At 34.2% G+C, this 15,982-nt stretch carries 20 protein-coding genes; 16 read left to right on the top strand and 4 right to left on the bottom strand.

Features of this window, described 5'->3' with window-relative positions; translation table 11 throughout:
- Positions 1–113: 113 nt before the first annotated feature.
- On the top strand, positions 114–1,499 hold the full coding sequence (locus ACW0JX_RS21175) for an alkaline phosphatase (RefSeq protein WP_000714908.1): 1,386 nt from the start codon (positions 114–116) through the stop codon (positions 1,497–1,499).
- Positions 1,500–1,553: 54 nt separating this feature from the next.
- Positions 1,554–2,021, top strand: a complete 468-nt coding sequence (locus ACW0JX_RS21170) for a hypothetical protein (RefSeq protein ID WP_053563631.1) — start codon at positions 1,554–1,556, stop codon at positions 2,019–2,021.
- 77 nt (positions 2,022–2,098) lie between these two features.
- Here the strand turns inward: ACW0JX_RS21170 and ACW0JX_RS21165 are convergent, their stop codons facing one another.
- Positions 2,099–2,749 carry a GTP pyrophosphokinase gene (locus ACW0JX_RS21165; protein WP_000456213.1) on the bottom strand — a complete coding sequence of 217 codons (651 nt, stop codon included), beginning with the start codon at positions 2,747–2,749 and terminating at the stop codon, positions 2,099–2,101.
- Positions 2,750–3,098: 349 nt separating this feature from the next.
- Between ACW0JX_RS21165 and ACW0JX_RS21160 the strand changes: the two genes are divergently transcribed.
- The 3 genes from ACW0JX_RS21160 to ACW0JX_RS21150 all read left to right on the top strand — a co-directional run bounded on the left by ACW0JX_RS21160 (position 3,099) and on the right by ACW0JX_RS21150 (position 5,603).
- The gene (locus ACW0JX_RS21160) at positions 3,099–3,725 is read left to right on the top strand and encodes a nitroreductase family protein (protein ID WP_000245980.1); all 627 of its coding nucleotides are present in this window, start codon (positions 3,099–3,101) and stop codon (positions 3,723–3,725) included.
- 146 nt (positions 3,726–3,871) lie between these two features.
- Positions 3,872–4,021, top strand: a complete 150-nt coding sequence (rpmG, locus tag ACW0JX_RS21155) for a 50S ribosomal protein L33 (RefSeq protein ID WP_001265617.1) — start codon at positions 3,872–3,874, stop codon at positions 4,019–4,021.
- Positions 4,022–4,109: 88 nt separating this feature from the next.
- Complete coding sequence (locus ACW0JX_RS21150) at positions 4,110–5,603, top strand: YcdB/YcdC domain-containing protein (protein WP_144465077.1); 1,494 nt, start codon at positions 4,110–4,112, stop codon at positions 5,601–5,603.
- 43 nt (positions 5,604–5,646) lie between these two features.
- Here ACW0JX_RS21150 and ACW0JX_RS21145 read toward each other — a convergent pair whose 3' ends face one another.
- Positions 5,647–6,567, bottom strand: a complete 921-nt coding sequence (locus ACW0JX_RS21145; protein WP_003271732.1) for a hypothetical protein — start codon at positions 6,565–6,567, stop codon at positions 5,647–5,649.
- 152 nt (positions 6,568–6,719) lie between these two features.
- Between ACW0JX_RS21145 and sigK the strand changes: the two genes are divergently transcribed.
- On the top strand, positions 6,720–7,433 hold the full coding sequence (gene sigK, locus ACW0JX_RS21140; RefSeq protein ID WP_000051382.1) for an RNA polymerase sporulation sigma factor SigK: 714 nt from the start codon (positions 6,720–6,722) through the stop codon (positions 7,431–7,433).
- A 290-nt stretch (positions 7,434–7,723) separates the two neighbouring features.
- On the top strand, positions 7,724–8,512 hold the full coding sequence (locus ACW0JX_RS21135) for a phosphatidylserine decarboxylase (protein WP_001255000.1): 789 nt from the start codon (positions 7,724–7,726) through the stop codon (positions 8,510–8,512).
- 185 nt (positions 8,513–8,697) lie between these two features.
- Here the strand turns inward: ACW0JX_RS21135 and sda are convergent, their stop codons facing one another.
- Complete coding sequence (sda, locus tag ACW0JX_RS21130; protein WP_000850094.1) at positions 8,698–8,853, bottom strand: sporulation histidine kinase inhibitor Sda; 156 nt, start codon at positions 8,851–8,853, stop codon at positions 8,698–8,700.
- Between the two features lie 246 nt (positions 8,854–9,099).
- Between sda and ACW0JX_RS21125 the strand changes: the two genes are divergently transcribed.
- The 8 genes from ACW0JX_RS21125 (at position 9,100) to ACW0JX_RS21090 (ending at position 14,236) form a co-directional block, all read left to right on the top strand.
- A complete protein-coding gene (locus ACW0JX_RS21125) occupies positions 9,100–9,612 on the top strand; it encodes a YqeG family HAD IIIA-type phosphatase (protein ID WP_000765307.1) in 513 nt (170 codons plus the stop codon).
- 3 nt (positions 9,613–9,615) lie between these two features.
- Positions 9,616–10,722 carry a ribosome biogenesis GTPase YqeH gene (yqeH, locus tag ACW0JX_RS21120; protein ID WP_000140807.1) on the top strand — a complete coding sequence of 369 codons (1,107 nt, stop codon included), beginning with the start codon at positions 9,616–9,618 and terminating at the stop codon, positions 10,720–10,722.
- A 15-nt stretch (positions 10,723–10,737) separates the two neighbouring features.
- Positions 10,738–11,571 carry a shikimate dehydrogenase gene (gene aroE, locus ACW0JX_RS21115; RefSeq protein ID WP_053563633.1) on the top strand — a complete coding sequence of 278 codons (834 nt, stop codon included), beginning with the start codon at positions 10,738–10,740 and terminating at the stop codon, positions 11,569–11,571.
- Positions 11,572–11,576: 5 nt separating this feature from the next.
- Complete coding sequence (yhbY, locus tag ACW0JX_RS21110) at positions 11,577–11,870, top strand: ribosome assembly RNA-binding protein YhbY (RefSeq protein ID WP_000955227.1); 294 nt, start codon at positions 11,577–11,579, stop codon at positions 11,868–11,870.
- A gap of 138 nt (positions 11,871–12,008) precedes the next feature.
- A complete protein-coding gene (nadD, locus tag ACW0JX_RS21105; protein ID WP_001226037.1) occupies positions 12,009–12,578 on the top strand; it encodes a nicotinate-nucleotide adenylyltransferase in 570 nt (189 codons plus the stop codon).
- Positions 12,568–13,137: a bis(5'-nucleosyl)-tetraphosphatase (symmetrical) YqeK gene (gene yqeK / locus ACW0JX_RS21100; RefSeq protein ID WP_001078478.1), complete on the top strand. Its 570-nt coding sequence runs from the start codon at positions 12,568–12,570 to the stop codon at positions 13,135–13,137. Before nadD ends, yqeK begins: the two co-directional genes overlap by 11 nt.
- A complete protein-coding gene (gene rsfS / locus ACW0JX_RS21095) occupies positions 13,134–13,490 on the top strand; it encodes a ribosome silencing factor (RefSeq protein ID WP_000998173.1) in 357 nt (118 codons plus the stop codon). Before yqeK ends, rsfS begins: the two co-directional genes overlap by 4 nt.
- A complete protein-coding gene (locus tag ACW0JX_RS21090; RefSeq protein WP_000873069.1) occupies positions 13,487–14,236 on the top strand; it encodes a class I SAM-dependent methyltransferase in 750 nt (249 codons plus the stop codon). Before rsfS ends, ACW0JX_RS21090 begins: the two co-directional genes overlap by 4 nt.
- A gap of 189 nt (positions 14,237–14,425) precedes the next feature.
- Here the strand turns inward: ACW0JX_RS21090 and comER are convergent, their stop codons facing one another.
- The gene (gene comER / locus ACW0JX_RS21085) at positions 14,426–15,253 is read right to left on the bottom strand and encodes a late competence protein ComER (protein ID WP_053563635.1); all 828 of its coding nucleotides are present in this window, start codon (positions 15,251–15,253) and stop codon (positions 14,426–14,428) included.
- Between the two features lie 77 nt (positions 15,254–15,330).
- Here comER and ACW0JX_RS21080 point away from each other — a divergent pair, with 77 nt between their 5' ends.
- Complete coding sequence (locus ACW0JX_RS21080; protein ID WP_053563636.1) at positions 15,331–15,930, top strand: helix-hairpin-helix domain-containing protein; 600 nt, start codon at positions 15,331–15,333, stop codon at positions 15,928–15,930.
- Positions 15,931–15,982 lie beyond the last annotated feature (52 nt).

Here is a 15,982-nt window from a genome sequence, read left to right as displayed (position 1 = left end):
AACTGATATTTACATAAGTTAACAAAAAATTTACATACAGCTAATTTTCTCTTAATAGTCTTCCATTAAATTTGATAGTGGGAAATGAATAACCTAATTAGGGGGACAAGACAGTGAAAAAGTTTGTGAAAAAAGCATGGCCATTTGCAGTTGTGGCATCATTAGCAGTTACTTCGGTAGCAACATGGAATTTTACTCGTTCTAGTGAGGTTAATGCAGATGAGAACGGAAGCAATGCAAAGATTAAAAATGTTATCGTATTAATTGGGGATGGTATGGGCCCTTCATATATGACGGCTCACCGTTATATGAAAGATAATCCAAAAACCTTTGAAATGGAATCTACAGAATTTGATAAGCATCTTGTAGGAACACAAAAAACATACCCAGAAGATGAGCATGAAAATATTACAGACTCTGCATCAGCAGCAACAGCTATGTCAGCAGGGATTAAAACATATAATGCTGCAATTGCAGTTGATAATGATAAAGCGGAAGTGAAAACGGTTCTTGAGCAAGCGAAAGAAAAAGGGAAATCAACGGGACTTGTTGCAACTTCTGAAATTACACATGCAACACCAGCTGCTTTCGGTGCGCATGACATTAGCCGTAAAAATATGGACGCAATTGCAAATGATTATTTTGATGAGAAAATTAAAGGGAAGCATAAAGTAGATGTTATGCTTGGCGGCGGCGTAAAGAACTTTGTTAGAAAAGATCGTAATCTTACAGAAGAGTTTAAGAAATCTGGTTATAGCTATGTAACGGATCGAGATCAATTGTTAAATGATAAAAATGATCAAATTCTTGGTTTATTTGCACCAGGTGGATTAGATAAAATGATTGACCGTAATGATAAAACACCTTCATTAGAAGAAATGACTAATGCAGCAATTGAGCGTTTGAACAAAAATAAAAATGGTTTCTTCTTAATGGTGGAAGGAAGTCAAATCGACTGGGCTGGACATGATAATGATATCGTTGGTGCAATGAGTGAAATGGAAGACTTCGAAAAAGCTTTCAAAGCAGCGATTGAGTTTGCGAAAAAAGATAAAAATACGTTAGTTGTTGCAACGGCAGACCACGCTACAGGTGGATTATCTTTAGGGGCCAATGGCGAGTATAACTTTAAAGTAGATCCAATTAAAGCTGCAAAACGCACACCAGACTTTATGGCAAATGAGATTGCAAAAGGTGCAAATGTAGAAGAAACATTGAAAAAGTATATTGATTTACAATTAACTCCAGAAGAAATTCAAGCTGTAAATGATATAGCTCCGTCAAAAGATGTAACAAAGATTGATAATGCAATTGAAGATATTTTCAATAAGCGCTCGGTTACAGGCTGGACAACTGGTGGACATACAGGGGAAGATGTGAACGTGTATGCATTTGGTCCAGGTAAATACTTATTCTCAGGCGTTCAAGAGAATACAAATATAGCGAAACGTGTCTTTGATATTGTTGGCGGTGGCGATCCGAATAAAGGAAGACGTTAATTAAGAGCGAAAGTGAGGCGAAATGCCTCACTTTTCTTTTTAGGAGTTGGGAATATGGAAAAAATATTTAGGAAATTAAGATTCCTTCTAGTATTTGTAGTATTACTAGTTGGATGTCAACAAGAAGAGAATAACGTAGAACAAAAATTTACTACTAAAAAAACTGAGGAAAAGGTACAAATAACAAAAGAAGAAGAGAAATCTATTCAAGATGTTATTACTACATTTGTGCGAACGACGAATGAAAAAAATCTTGCAGAACATATGGAGTTATTTTCAAAGAAGATGCCTAGTGCTGAAGACTTAAAAACACAAAAAGAAGCCGCATTTCAAAAGGGAAATAAGAAGATTGAATTGGAACATATAGATATGAAAGCTAGTAAAGTAGGGTATGTTATTGTTGAAACGAAAGAAAAGGAAGTAGACGATAGTGTCACTCTTCAAAAGAAAGTACAGTACGCTCTTGGAAAAGAAGATGAGAAATGGAAGATTGAAGAGGTTCGCACGATAGAGAAAAAATAACGTGAAACTTTAATAAGTGTGGGAGTCGCACTTCTAAAAAATGGTACAAAAAAGGTTCTCATTGGCGAGAACCTTTTTTATAGTGGTAGCATAATTTGATTTGAGCATGCCTCAATATCATCAATATCTTGACGAATTGTGGCCATTTTATTATCAAGATCTTCAGCTTTCATTGCTGCATCATGTAGTTCATCTTTTAAATACTCCGGTATTTTCCCTTCATATTTATAATAAAGTTTGTGTTCTAAACTTGCCCAAAAGTCCATTGCCAGTGTACGTAACTGAATTTCTGCAAATACATCTTTTGTACCAGAATTCAGTGATAAAGGATATTTAATAATCATGTGTAAACTTTTATAACCGTTTCCCTTTGGATTAGCGATATAATCTTTTACCTCTATGATTTCCATATCTTCACGCTTTTGAATGACTTCTTTTAAATGATAAATATCTTCTACGAAGCAACATGTAATACGAATACCAATAATATCTTGTAAATGCGTTTGGGCATTTTCAACTGTCGGTAATAAATTTTTACGTTCAAGCTTTTTAATAATACTTTCAGGTTGTTTTAGTCTTGTTTTTATATGTTCAAACGGGTTGTAATCCTCTAAAAATTGAGCTTCCCGGTTCATAATTTCAAATTTAGTTTTTAACTCTTCTAAAGCAAATGTATATGGTAATACAAAAGCTTTCCAGTAGTTAACTGTTGATTGATTATATTCCATTTATATACACACCTTTTCCTATTTACAAGTGAGGTTGTTATTATACTAAATACCAAATCATATAAGCACAAGCGGCAAATGATGAGATCATAAAGCGATATTTAGTTTTCATACTTTCAACTCCTTTCGAGTAAGATTCTATATAAATAAACGTGATTGTTAATAAGTTCACTATGTACAATTTCTATAGTAATAGATTCGTGTGAATTTCGTATGAACTAATTGTTTCAGCTTTTTGTCTTTTTTACTGTTAATCATAATTATTATTCGGATTTAAAGTGTTTTCATTTGATTTATCTATTTGTATAAATTAATGTATATTTAAATTTATAGTTATTAAGGAGGATATATGGTGAACTTTGAAGAATTAGCAATTGCTAGACGTTCTGCAATGAAATTTATACAAGGTATAGAAATCCCTGATGAGGATTTTAAAAAAATATTTGAGTTAACTAAGCTTTCTCCATCTTGCTATAATTTGCAGCACACACATTATGTTGTAATTCGTGATCAAGAGCGAAAAGAAAGATTAAAAGAATTAGCGTTCGGTCAATATAAAGTATCGAGTGCATCAGCGGTAGTGCTCGTTTGTGGTGATAAAAGAGCATACCAAAATGTTGAAAATATTTACTTCGGTATGAAAGTTTTAAAAATGATTGATGAATGCGAATATGAAGATACAATTAGGCAAACGAAAGGTTTATATGAAGGAAAAGGAGAGCGTTTCATGGAGGATGAAGCGATTAGAAATGCTTCGTTAAGCGCGATGACTTTTATGTACGCAGCTAAATATTATGGCTATGATACATGTCCAATGATTGGTTTCGATGAAAAAGCAGTACAAAGTGAATTAAATATGCCAGAGCATGTAATACCTGTTTTAATGATTACGATAGGGAAAAGTGATACGACTAAAGTTCGTCCAAGAGGATATCGAAAGCCAATTAGTGAGTTTGTTACATACGAATCGTTTTAATAAAATTTATTTAACTATAAAAACAAGGGGATTCTAAATGGAATCTTCTTGTTTTTGCAATTGACAAATAGAATGAAGTTTTATAATATATAAATCGTAATCATTACGTTTTAGTTTGCGATCTTTGAAAGAAAGGAGAATTACCTATGCGTGTAAATATTACATTAGCTTGTACGGAGTGCGGTGATCGTAATTATATTTCTAAAAAAAATAAACGAAACAATCCAGAACGCATCGAACTAAAAAAATATTGTCCACGATTAAAGCGAGTAACGTTACATCGTGAGACGAAGTAGAAGACTAGAGATATCTCTAGTCTTTTTTTGTTAATAAGTTTTGGTTTTCTTTGTTATAATTACCTTAAATTGTAACAAAGGAGAGGGTATGGTGAATCAAAAAGATAAAGAAAGAAAAGAGCACGTAGCTCATATTATTGAAATTCCAGATGAATATAGGCTTGTTGTAGATGATCAAGAAGGGATTGATGACCCGTATCATCTATTATGGTGGGGACATAAAGATGATGAAGAGAAACAGATACAAATTACATTAAATAGACATACTGGTAAATTAATCGAATTTAGGATAGATGATGGAAATTCTTTTTCGAGTGATAAGGGAGCGATAGAGGAGAATAAAGCAAGAGAGGTTGCAAATACATTCTTAAAAAAATATACAAAAGAAGAATATGAATTCTATACATATGTAACGGTTAAGGACGACAGGCGCGGTTGGAAAGAAGTAAATTATATGCAAGAAGTGAATAGCTATCCATTGCCGAATACTGGGTGTGTTGTGCGAGTGCACCCTTCAGGTAATGTTGTGCATTTTCATTACAATGGACAAAAAGCCATAGAGAAAAAACCGTTATGGCCAAGTGAAATTGTTGGGGAGAATATCGTTTTAGAAAATTTGAAAGCTAGACAAGATATGAGACTTGTATTTGTAGATTTAACATACTCTTCATGTGAGTATGAAAACGGGGAAGAAGTAAAAGGGTACCATCTTGTATATGAACCAGAGCCTAGTCATGCGTTTATTGATGCAAGTACAGGTAAAGATTTATATGGGCTAGAACACTATAAATTACCTTCTACAGTACTTGTTGATAAACCGCTAAAGAGTAGTCAAAAAAAAGATGTGTTTGATTTATTTGATTGGGACAAGGGGAAGTTTGTCAAAATAGATGAAACAGTAGATGAGGATGAAGTCCGGATAAAATTTGTATTAAAAGAAGAATTACAAAAAGAAATAGAAGAGAAGGATTCATATTCAATGGATGAGTTTTATAAAAAACATTTTCCGATGTTGAAACATGATGAATTCGTTGTAATTACTCTAGATAAAGAAACAAATCAATTGCTTTCTTTTTTTATGTGGAAGGATGAGAAAAAAAGGAAAACAATCTTATCAAGAGAGCAATGTTTAAGCAAGGCACTTCAATTTTTAGAGCATATTATCCCAGATGCGACAAAGTATGTTCAACTTTGGGATAATTATGAGGAGGAAGAGGGGATAGAGAGGTTTTCCTTTTCAATCTATGTAAATGACATTCATGTAGAGCGGAAATATATTATGATCAACATCAATGCAGAAAATGGTGCTGTGATGCACTACTCTGGAGAGTCTGGCAACTTTATAAAAGAATTACTTACATATGAAACAACACCAAAAGTAACAAAAGAAAAAGCGTTAGAAATATACAGAGAGGCTATCCGAGTTAAATTAGAATGGTTTGTGGATCATGATGCAGAGGAAACGAAATACAAACTACTGTACAAACAAACGACAGATGAAAAACATAAAGAACCTTTTGATTGTAGTCGGGAAATTCGTTATATTGATGCCCAAACTGGGAGAAAGATTTGGAGTAAGTAAAATAAAAAGAGTTATTTTTCAAAGAAAATAACTCTTTTTATTTTTATAATTTGTCTGTTCGTTTTTCAAAATTAAATGTGATAGGAAGATTGGAAGAAGAATTATCACTTTTAAATGTTACTTTCCATTCTTTAGTATGGGCTTTAATTTCAAAATTAAGAAGATTCATCGCTCTACGTTTATCTATTTCTAAAAACATATTATGAATTTCTGGTTCTTGCTGTAAATTAAGAGCCTTTAGTGTGACTGTTAATGTGAAAAAATTTTGCCCTTCATATACTATTTTTGATATTTTTGTTTTTTGTGTATTTAACAGTATATAAAAACGGTCTGATGGAGTTAATTGTACAGAGTCATCAGTAATTTCATTCTCGCTATTATAAAGTTCAACTAAGAAAGATGTACTATGGGAAGAATGTTTTTTGCTTGTAATCTGTAATTCAGTAGGAATCATCGGTATTTCATAAAAATCATTCCTTATTATGTTATTGTAATCCTCTGAAAATTTACGGACTTCTTTTGGAAAAGAGTCTTCTTGTGTACTTAAAAAAGTTTTATGTTGCTTTGGAGTTTTTTTACTAAAATTTAATGTTTCTTTAAAGTAATAATTGGATCCAGTTAAAAATAAAAAACTACAAATTAATAAAAAAATTCGATACGGATTTTGAAAGTTAAAGAACAGTAGTATACATGTAATAAATCCAATTACATAGAAAATAAAGATAAGTAGTTCTAGTTTTGAGTGAAAGGAGAAACCATAATTATGAAAAAATTTCATTCCAATTATAATTTGAGCTCCAAAAAACAAAGAAATTCCAAATTGAAAAAATAATAAATCAGGCCCTCTCTTAATAACAAAAGTAATGAACGAAATGAAAAGTAAAAATACCCCTAAATAAATTGTTACATTTAATAATCGATCTAATGTAAGCATGAATAGTTTCCCCTTTAATAGCATATTCATATATAAATAACAATTTTATATAATTATAATATAACAATAAAATATTTTAAATGTTGGAAGTGTTGAGTTTTATAAATAAACTGTACAGACACAAACAACCTCAAGCCCACATACACATAATAAAGACCACTATTTTGGCGGAGGTGAAAGGTTTGAGTCTATTCGCCGCAATTGGATATATGGTTCGAGAAGTGTTTGTCTTTGTTTCTTATGTGAAAAATAATGCGTTTCCGCAGCCGTTATCATCAGATGATGAGAGAAAGTACTTAGAGTTAATGGAGCAAGGTGATGCTCAAGCGAGAAATCTTTTAATTGAACATAATTTACGGCTTGTAGCTCATATCGTTAAAAAATTTGAGAACACAGGAGAAGATGCAGAAGATTTAATTTCAATTGGTACGATCGGGCTCATTAAAGCGATCGAGAGCTATTCTGCAGGAAAGGGAACGAAGCTTGCGACGTATGCAGCACGCTGTATTGAAAATGAAATTTTGATGCATTTACGTGTACTAAAGAAAACGAAAAAAGATGTTTCACTTCATGATCCGATCGGGCAAGATAAAGAGGGCAATGAAATATCGCTTATTGATATATTAAAATCAGAGTCTGAAGATGTAATTGATATGATTCAGCTTAGTATGGAGTTAGAAAAAATTAAAGAGTATATCGATATTTTAGACGAAAGAGAAAAAGAAGTGATTGTGAAACGTTTTGGACTTGGGCTAGATAAGGAGAAAACACAGCGGGAAATCGCTAAGGCGCTTGGCATTTCTAGAAGTTACGTATCACGGATCGAAAAGCGTGCTTTAATGAAAATGTTCCACGAGTTTGTAAGGGCAGAGAAAGAGAAAAAAGCGAAAGAGTAAAGTGTATTAGAAGCAGCCATATTTTAAAATAGGCTGCTTTTCTTATTGTAAATAAGAAAAGAAAACGCGTTATGCTAAGAAGAAATACATGTTCACTGTTGAAAATGACGGATTCTATCTGTAATATTAGAAGGTGCTAAATAATTTAAGAATAATACCATACTTAGTTTTCTGTATGTATAATAAGGCTGCTTTATATGATATGTGGGAATAAGAACCAATTTTACGTATGATATAGAAAGAAAATAAGGGAAAACTAAAGTTATAGACTGATTAGGGGGTTTCGCAATTTGCGACGTACATTATATCGACTTATGATAGAACTTACAAATGGTCGCTTTACTTCTTATATATTACGTAAATTTGCACAATCTCGTTTGAGCTCTATCATTATTCCATCGTATGCGAAAGTTTTTCAAATTAATCAAGATGAGATGGAAAAGGGTTTGAAGGAATATAGAACATTGCATGAATTATTTACGCGTAAGCTAAAAGAAGGAAAGCGTAGTATTGATACAGATGCATCGAGTATCGTTAGTCCTGTTGATGGTGTTTTTGCAGATCATGGTCCTATTGAGGATACAAAAACATTTGACATTAAAGGAAAGCGCTATTCAATTGTGGATATGCTAGGTAATGAAGAACGTGCAACGCGATATGCAGGCGGTACATATATGGTAATTTATTTGAGTCCAAGTCACTATCATCGCATTCATAGTCCGCTTTCTGGTTCTGTGACTGAAAGATTTGTACTCGGTAGAAAATCGTATCCGGTAAATGCAGCTGGTATGGAATACGGGAAAGAACCGCTGTCAAAAAATTATCGTTCTGTTACAGAAGTAAGCAGTGATGGCGAACATATGGCTCTTGTAAAAGTAGGGGCCATGTTTGTTAATAGTATTGAGCTTTTGCATGAGAGAGACACTGTTCAAAAAGGTGAAGAAATGGCATACTTTACATTTGGTTCAACAGTTGTGTTATTGTTTGAAAAAGATATGATAGAAGTAGTGCAGGAATTAAAGAGTGGACAAGAGCTGCGTCTTGGTGAAAAAATAGCTACTCGATTAGCTCATAAATAAAGAAAAGCTTTTATAACCGTAAGTAAGAGTTATGGGCAAAGATACTTAATGATGAAATCCCCTAGATGGGAGTACTTGTTTATTCGAGAGCCATCGTAGGATGGCTCTTTTTACAGGGCATTCAATAATGTATCCTGTAACTGTTTGATTGGTACGGGCTGATTAAACTTTCACTTTATATGTAATCAAGAAGATTTGACAAGCTTGTCCTCTAATGAGCGTCTAATGATTTCTTGTTTTATAAGTAAAATGAAGTCGGGATTTAATTTTAGTTCTTTTGCTTTATAATAAGACTCAGTGAGTAACTCAGTGGATAACTGTTCCATATGTTTTGTTTTCAAGGTGAGTCACCTCCTAATAATATAAGGATTGATTCGTTGATGCATTTAATGTACCAAAAAAGTATGACAGTCACAAACGAGTGGTTATCCACATACCTAGGTGGATAAAGTGTGTATAGTTTGTTAGTAAATTCCAAATTAACTGAAAGATTAATGTGGAAAATGTGTACAATTTTATCCACAGGTTATATATCGAAAAATGTTGTCGAAAAATTTTATGAAAAATCCTCAAAGAGGTGAAAGAAATTGAAGCTATTTTTACCAAATGAATACGTGAAAAATGTATATCATGTTCAACCAGAAGATTTAAAAAAACGTGGGATTAAAGGTGTTATTACTGATTTAGATAACACTTTAATTGAATGGGATCGTCCAAATGCAACCCCGCAACTTGAAGAATGGTTCTTAAAAATGAAAGAGCAAGGCATCCAAGTAACGGTTGTTTCAAATAATAATGAGCAACGTGTAAAAGATTTTGCTGATCCATTAGGTATTCCATTTATTCATAGTGCACGTAAACCATTTGTTCGAGCGTTTAAGCGTGCGATACAAGAGATGCATCTGCAGGCAGAGGAAGTTGTAGTAATTGGAGATCAGTTACTGACTGATGTGCTTGGTGGAAACCGAGTAGGGCTTCATACAATTTTAGTTGTACCGGTAGCACAAACGGACGGATTAGTGACGCGCTTTAATCGAAAAATTGAACGAAGAATCATGAAAAATATGAAGAAAAAAGGTTTAATTAACTGGGAGGAATAAAGTTTGACTGAAACAATTAAATGTATTGGTTGCGGTGTAGAAATTCAAACAGAAAATAAAAACGAAGTGGGGTATGCTCCTACCTCATCTTTAGAGAAAGAACAAGTCATTTGTCAACGTTGTTTTCGCTTGAAGCATTACAATGAAATTCAAGATGTATCGTTAACAGATGATGACTTCCTACGCATTTTAAATGGAATTGGAAAATCAGATGCATTAGTAGTCAAAATTGTAGATATTTTTGATTTTAATGGTAGCTGGTTACCTGGCTTACATCGTTTCGTAGGAAATAATAAAGTATTACTTGTTGGAAATAAAGCTGATTTAATTCCAAAGTCAGTAAAACATGATAAAGTAAAGCATTGGATGCGCTATAGTGCAAAGCAGCTAGGATTAAAACCAGAAGATGTCTTTTTAATTAGTGCAGCGAAGGGACAAGGAATTGCTGAACTAGCAGATGCTATTGAGTATTATCGCGGCGGCAAAGATGTTTACGTTGTTGGATGTACGAATGTAGGGAAATCGACATTTATTAATCGTATGATTAAAGAATTTAGTGATGAGACTGAAAATGTAATTACAACATCTCATTTCCCAGGAACAACACTGGATTTAATTGATATTCCATTAGACGAAGAATCTTCTTTATATGATACGCCAGGTATTATTAACCACCACCAAATGGCTCATTATGTTGGGAAGCAAAGCTTAAAGCTTATTACACCAACAAAAGAAATTAAGCCGATGGTATTCCAATTAAATGAAGAACAAACGTTATTCTTTAGTGGATTGGCACGTTTTGATTATGTAAGTGGTGGTCGTCGTGCGTTTACTTGTCACTTCTCGAATCGTTTAACAATCCATCGTACAAAGCTTGAGAAAGCAGATGAATTATATAAAAATCATGCTGGAGATTTACTAAGCCCGCCAACGCCAGAAGAATTAGCAAATATGCCTGAGTTAGTGAAATACGAATTTAATATTCGTGAACCAAAGACGGATGTTGTATTCTCTGGATTAGGATGGGTTACTGTGAACGAACCAGGCGCAAAAATTGTTGCACACGTACCAAAAGGAGTAAGTGTTTCACTACGTAAATCTTTAATTTAATATGGAGAGGGATTTATGAAACAATTATATGGTGTAATCGGAAATCCAATTGGACATTCATTATCACCCGTTATGCATAACGATGCATTTGAACACTTGAATATGGATGCCCATTATCATGCATTCCTTGTTGAAGAGGAAGCGCTAGGGGAAGCAGTAAGAGGTTTAAAAGCATTAGGTATTTCAGGATTTAATGTAACAACTCCGCACAAGGTTGCTATCATGGAGTATTTGGATGAGATTGATCCATTGGCAAGGAAAATCGGTGCAGTAAATACAGTGGTTCATAAGAATGGAAGGTTAATTGGCTACAACACAGATGGAATTGGTTTTGTTCGAGCGCTGCAGTCAATTAGTAATGAACCACTTCAAGGGAAACGTATTTTGTTACTTGGTGCAGGTGGTGCTAGCCGAGCTATTTATTTTTCTCTTGCTGATGTAGGTGTAAAAGAGATTGATGTAGCCAATCGTACAGTAGATAAGGCGAAAGAACTTATTGCTGCACGTACGGCCGATGTTAATTCTGTTGCTTTGTCGTTAGAAAAAGCGACAGAAGAACAAGGAAATTATGATATTATCATTCAGACGACAACGATAGGTATGCATCCACACGTCGAACATACGCCATTACAAATGTGTTCGTTAAAAAAAGGAACGATTGTATCAGATATAATTTATAATCCATTTGAAACGAAAATTTTATGTGAGGCAAAAGAGCAAGGCGCAATCATTCAAAATGGTATTGATATGTTTGTTTATCAAGGAGCACTTGCATTTGAAATGTGGACAGGACGTGTACCAAATATTAATCGAATGAAACAATTAGTTATAGAAAAGCTTGGAGGCTAACATATATGTTAACAGGAAAACAAAAAAGATTTTTACGTGCACAAGCACATCATTTAACACCAATTTTTCAAGTAGGAAAAGGCGGAGTAAATGAAAATATGGTAAAACAAATTGGAGAAGCGTTAGAAGTTCGTGAACTATTTAAAGTGAGCGTATTACAAAACTGTGAATTTGATCGCCGTGAGGTTGCGGAAGAACTTGCAAAAGGTGCACGTGCTGAAATCGTTCAAGTAATTGGAAGCACAATCGTTTTATACAAAGAATCAAGAGAAAATAAACAAATTAAGCTTCCTCGATAAAAAGATTAGCATGCGCTATTTTTTATCGCTGATGCGTAATGATGTAGAGAGCGAAACCAATTGAACTTTTATTAATAGCAGCTCTCTTCGTTCCTAACCAAGGAGAGTTGCTGTATGTAAAAGGAAGGGGCGTTTCTTTTGAGGAAAATTGGCATCATTGGCGGTACATTTGATCCGCCTCACTATGGACATTTGCTAATTGCAAATGAAGTATATCACGCTTTGGAATTGGAAGAAGTATGGTTCTTGCCAAACCAGATTCCGCCACATAAACAAGGACGTAATATTACAAGTATAGAAAGTCGTTTACATATGTTAGAGCTTGCGACTGAGGCAGAAGAACACTTTTCTATTTGTTTAGAAGAGCTAAGCAGGAAGGGCCCATCTTATACGTATGACACTATGTTACAATTGACGAAGAAGTATCCGGATGTGCAGTTTCACTTTATTATCGGTGGGGATATGGTTGAGTATTTACCGAAGTGGTATAACATTGAAGCTTTACTTAATCTTGTAACATTTGTTGGAGTTGCAAGACCTGGGTATACATTGCATACACCATATAAGATTACTACAGTGGAAATTCCGGAATTTGCAGTTTCTTCATCCTTATTACGTGAGAGATATAAGGAGAAGAAAACGTGTAAATATTTACTTCCTGAAAAAGTACAGGTATATATCGAGAGGAATGGGTTGTATGAATCGTGAGAATGCACTGCATATTGTCAAACAACAAATGCATGAAAAACGTTATATACACACAATTGGTGTAATGGAGACAGCGATTGAGCTTGCTAAGTTATACGGTGTGGACGAGAAAAAAGCAGAGATGGCAGCTATATTCCATGATTATGCGAAATGTAGAGCAATTTCAGAGATGGAAGAGATTATTAAACGTGAAGATTTGCCGAAAGATTTACTTTGCTATAATAAAGAGTTGTGGCATGCGCCTGTTGGGGCATACTTAGTAGAAAAAGAGGTAGGCATTACGGATTCTGAAATATTGCAAGCTATTACATATCATACAAGTGGTCATGAGAACATGACGATGTTAGATAAAGTGATTTATGTAGCTGATTACATTGAGCCAGGGCGAAAGTTTCCAGGTGTGGAAGAGGCTCGTAAACTCGCATATACGGATATAAATCAAGCTTTATTATTTGCCTTAAAGAGAACAATTCAATTTTTAATGGAAAAAAATCAGACGATTTATCCATTAACATTCCAAACATACAATGCAGTTATCAAGGAGGAAATGAGTAAATGAACGATAAAGATTTATTAGTGTTAGCGGCAAAAGCAGCTGATGATAAAAGAGCAGAAGATATGGTTGTCCTAAATATGCAAGGTATTTCACCAATTGCAGATTATTTCATTATTTGTCACGGTAATTCAGATAAACAAGTGCAAGCAATTGCACGTGAAATTAAATCAAAAGCACATGAGTTCCAAATCGACGTACAACGTATGGAAGGTTTTGACGAAGCACGTTGGGTATTAGTTGATCTTGGAGATGTAGTTGCCCATGTATTCCATAAAGATGAGCGTAATCACTATAATTTAGAGCGTCTATGGGGCGATGTGCCACGTGAAGATATAACAGAAGAGCTAGGCCAATGAAATACGAACAATTTGCATTGTTGTACGACGAACTGATGAATGATGTCCCTTATGATAAATGGGTAGAATTCACAGAGGAAAGCCTGCAGCAGGCAGATATGAAAGAGGCAAAAATTCTTGATGTAGCATGCGGTACGGGTAATGTAACCCTTCCGCTTGTGCAAAAGGGTTACGATTTAATAGGTGTCGATCTTTCAGAAGAAATGTTAACAGTCGCTCAGCAAAAACTAGGAGGAGAGGGATACTTTATTCCTTTTTACCAACAAGACATGCGAGAGCTTGATGTTCCAGGTGAGTTTGACTGTGTCACTATCTTTTGTGATTCATTAAATTATGTATTGCAAGAAGATGGAGTACAAGAAACATTTAGAAGAGTGTTTCACCATTTGCGTCAAGATGGTTTGTTTTTATTTGATGTACATTCTTTATATAAAATACATCATGTATTTCAAAATGAAACGTATACAGTGAATGGAGAAGAAATATCTCTTATTTGGAATTGCTTCCCTGGTGAAGAATCAAATAGTGTAGAGCATGATTTGACATTCTTTGTTCAAGATCCGGAAGAAGATGTGTACCATCGGTTTGATGAATGTCACGTGCAACGTGCATATCAAGTGGAAGAGTTAACGAAATGGCTTGAAGAAGCAGGTTTTACAGTTCTTCGTGTAACAGGTGATTTTGAGCGACTTGAAGTTACAGAACAAACAGAGCGTATTTTCTTCATGGCGAAGAAAAACGGATAAAACAAATAAAACAAATAAAACAAAAGCAACCGAGAAGGTTGCTTTTGTTTTATAAAGAAGATGTATTTTTAGTTCTAGCATAATCTGAAGATCGTATGCGTAAAGTGTGGGAATAGTAGTTGAAGTGAAAATGTATTGTAAAAAAGTAAGTATTTATAAAAAGGATTTGGAATGAAAATGACGTATTTATTATGTGTGTTTATTGAATTGCTGATCAACGCATTCTAAATCTTCATCAAATTTTTCATGTGTTCGCTCGATTAACTTATGGAACATATCTCCAACGTGTTCTTCTAAAACCCGAATGCCTTCCCCGGTAACGCCGCCTTTCACGCAAACCTTTTCTTGTAAGGTAGGTAATGTGAAGATTTCTTTTTCAAGTAATTTCCCCATCCCCACGACCATTTCACTTACTAAAGTAGTAGCCTCTTCGTGTGTAATATTTGTTTTATCTACAGCAGCGTTAATGAAGCATTGTAGTAAATAACTAAAGAAAGCAGGACCGCAACTTGCTATATCAGATGAAACACGTGTTATATCTTCTTCTATTACAAGAGGTGTAGAAATATTTTTGAATAGACGAAGTAGTTTTTGTTGCCATTCTTCAGAGCAATTATTTCCAAATGTAAATAGTGAGGCGCCAGAGAGGGCGCGATTTGTGATACTTGGAATGATACGTGCGACGTGGCACGGTACGAGAGTCTCTAATTGTGATGGAGATATTGGACTTGTAATAGAAACTAAGCACGTTTCATCAGAAAAATGTTCAGCGTATTTTTTTAGGATAGGGTATATATCTATCGGCTTAACGCAAATAAAAATAAGTTGTGATTGTTCGATTACTTCCGGGATTGTTTTTGCTATATGAACAGAAGGGTATTTTTCTTTTATGTGATATGCTTTGGCAGGCGTCCGATTAATGATTGTAAGGCACGAAGGTTTGACAGCACGGGTTTCTAAAAATGCATCGATTAGTATATTCCCCATGTTTCCTGTCCCTATAATTCCTATGTTCAAAGTTTCATCCCTCCTTCGTAACAGCTTTCTCCTAAACAATATGAATGATGTTATAAATTTATGATTAGAGGTGTAAAATGATGTGGGATTTTCCGAAAAAGTGGTTAGGTTTAGTAGCTATTATTGGAACTTTACTTTTTCTTGTTTTTTGGAAAACGAATCAGAGTGTAGAACGAACGCCTATTACAATGAATGTGCAAGAGAAGGAGATAGAAAAAAAGGGTAAACCGAAAATATCGGATACAAAGGAACAGAAAAGAACAATTATAATTGATGTGAAAGGAGCGGTTAATAAAGAAGGGGTATATGAAATGAAGGAAGGAGATCGCGTAAAGGATGCGGTTCAAAAGGCTGGTGGTTTTTTATCAGAAGTAGATATGAAAAAAGTGAATTTAGCACAAATTGTACAAGATCAAATGCTTCTTTATATACCGAGTAAAAATGAGCCAGAACAAGGGATGTTTACTTCTTCTAAGGAAGATGGCAAGATTCGAATAAATACAGCAGCGAAAGAGCAATTGGAAAAAATTACAGGGATTGGCTCTCGAAAGGCAGAAAGTATTTTGAAATATCGAGAAGAGCATGGTCCGTTTCAGAAAATAGAAGATTTATTAGAGATTGATGGGATTGGTGCGAAGTCTCTTGAAAAGATAAAAGATCAAATTATTATTCCGTAAAAGATTGACGAAGTTTTTCTTCTTTCGCTACACTACAAGTAGACAAAAAAGT

The sequence above is a fragment of the Bacillus sp. C-3-6 genome, assembly GCF_054509685.1.
The sequence above is the reverse complement of the archived record's forward strand: the minus strand, read 5'-3'. Positions and strand labels throughout refer to the sequence as shown.

Excerpts from the sequence above, each read along its gene's own strand:
- ACW0JX_RS21170 (WP_053563631.1), top strand. The coding sequence starts at position 1,554 with ATGGAAAAAATATTTAGGAAATTAAGATTCCTTCTAGTATTTGTAGTA.
- ACW0JX_RS21165 (WP_000456213.1), bottom strand. The coding sequence starts at position 2,749 with ATGGAATATAATCAATCAACAGTTAACTACTGGAAAGCTTTTGTATTA.
- ACW0JX_RS21160 (WP_000245980.1), top strand. The coding sequence starts at position 3,099 with ATGGTGAACTTTGAAGAATTAGCAATTGCTAGACGTTCTGCAATGAAA.
- rpmG (WP_001265617.1), top strand. The coding sequence starts at position 3,872 with ATGCGTGTAAATATTACATTAGCTTGTACGGAGTGCGGTGATCGTAAT.
- ACW0JX_RS21150 (WP_144465077.1), top strand. The coding sequence starts at position 4,110 with ATGGTGAATCAAAAAGATAAAGAAAGAAAAGAGCACGTAGCTCATATT.
- ACW0JX_RS21145 (WP_003271732.1), bottom strand. The coding sequence starts at position 6,567 with ATGAATATGCTATTAAAGGGGAAACTATTCATGCTTACATTAGATCGA.
- aroE (WP_053563633.1), top strand. The coding sequence starts at position 10,738 with ATGAAACAATTATATGGTGTAATCGGAAATCCAATTGGACATTCATTA.
- yhbY (WP_000955227.1), top strand. The coding sequence starts at position 11,577 with ATGTTAACAGGAAAACAAAAAAGATTTTTACGTGCACAAGCACATCAT.
- yqeK (WP_001078478.1), top strand. The coding sequence starts at position 12,568 with ATGAATCGTGAGAATGCACTGCATATTGTCAAACAACAAATGCATGAA.
- rsfS (WP_000998173.1), top strand. The coding sequence starts at position 13,134 with ATGAACGATAAAGATTTATTAGTGTTAGCGGCAAAAGCAGCTGATGAT.
- ACW0JX_RS21090 (WP_000873069.1), top strand. The coding sequence starts at position 13,487 with ATGAAATACGAACAATTTGCATTGTTGTACGACGAACTGATGAATGAT.
- ACW0JX_RS21080 (WP_053563636.1), top strand. The coding sequence starts at position 15,331 with ATGATGTGGGATTTTCCGAAAAAGTGGTTAGGTTTAGTAGCTATTATT.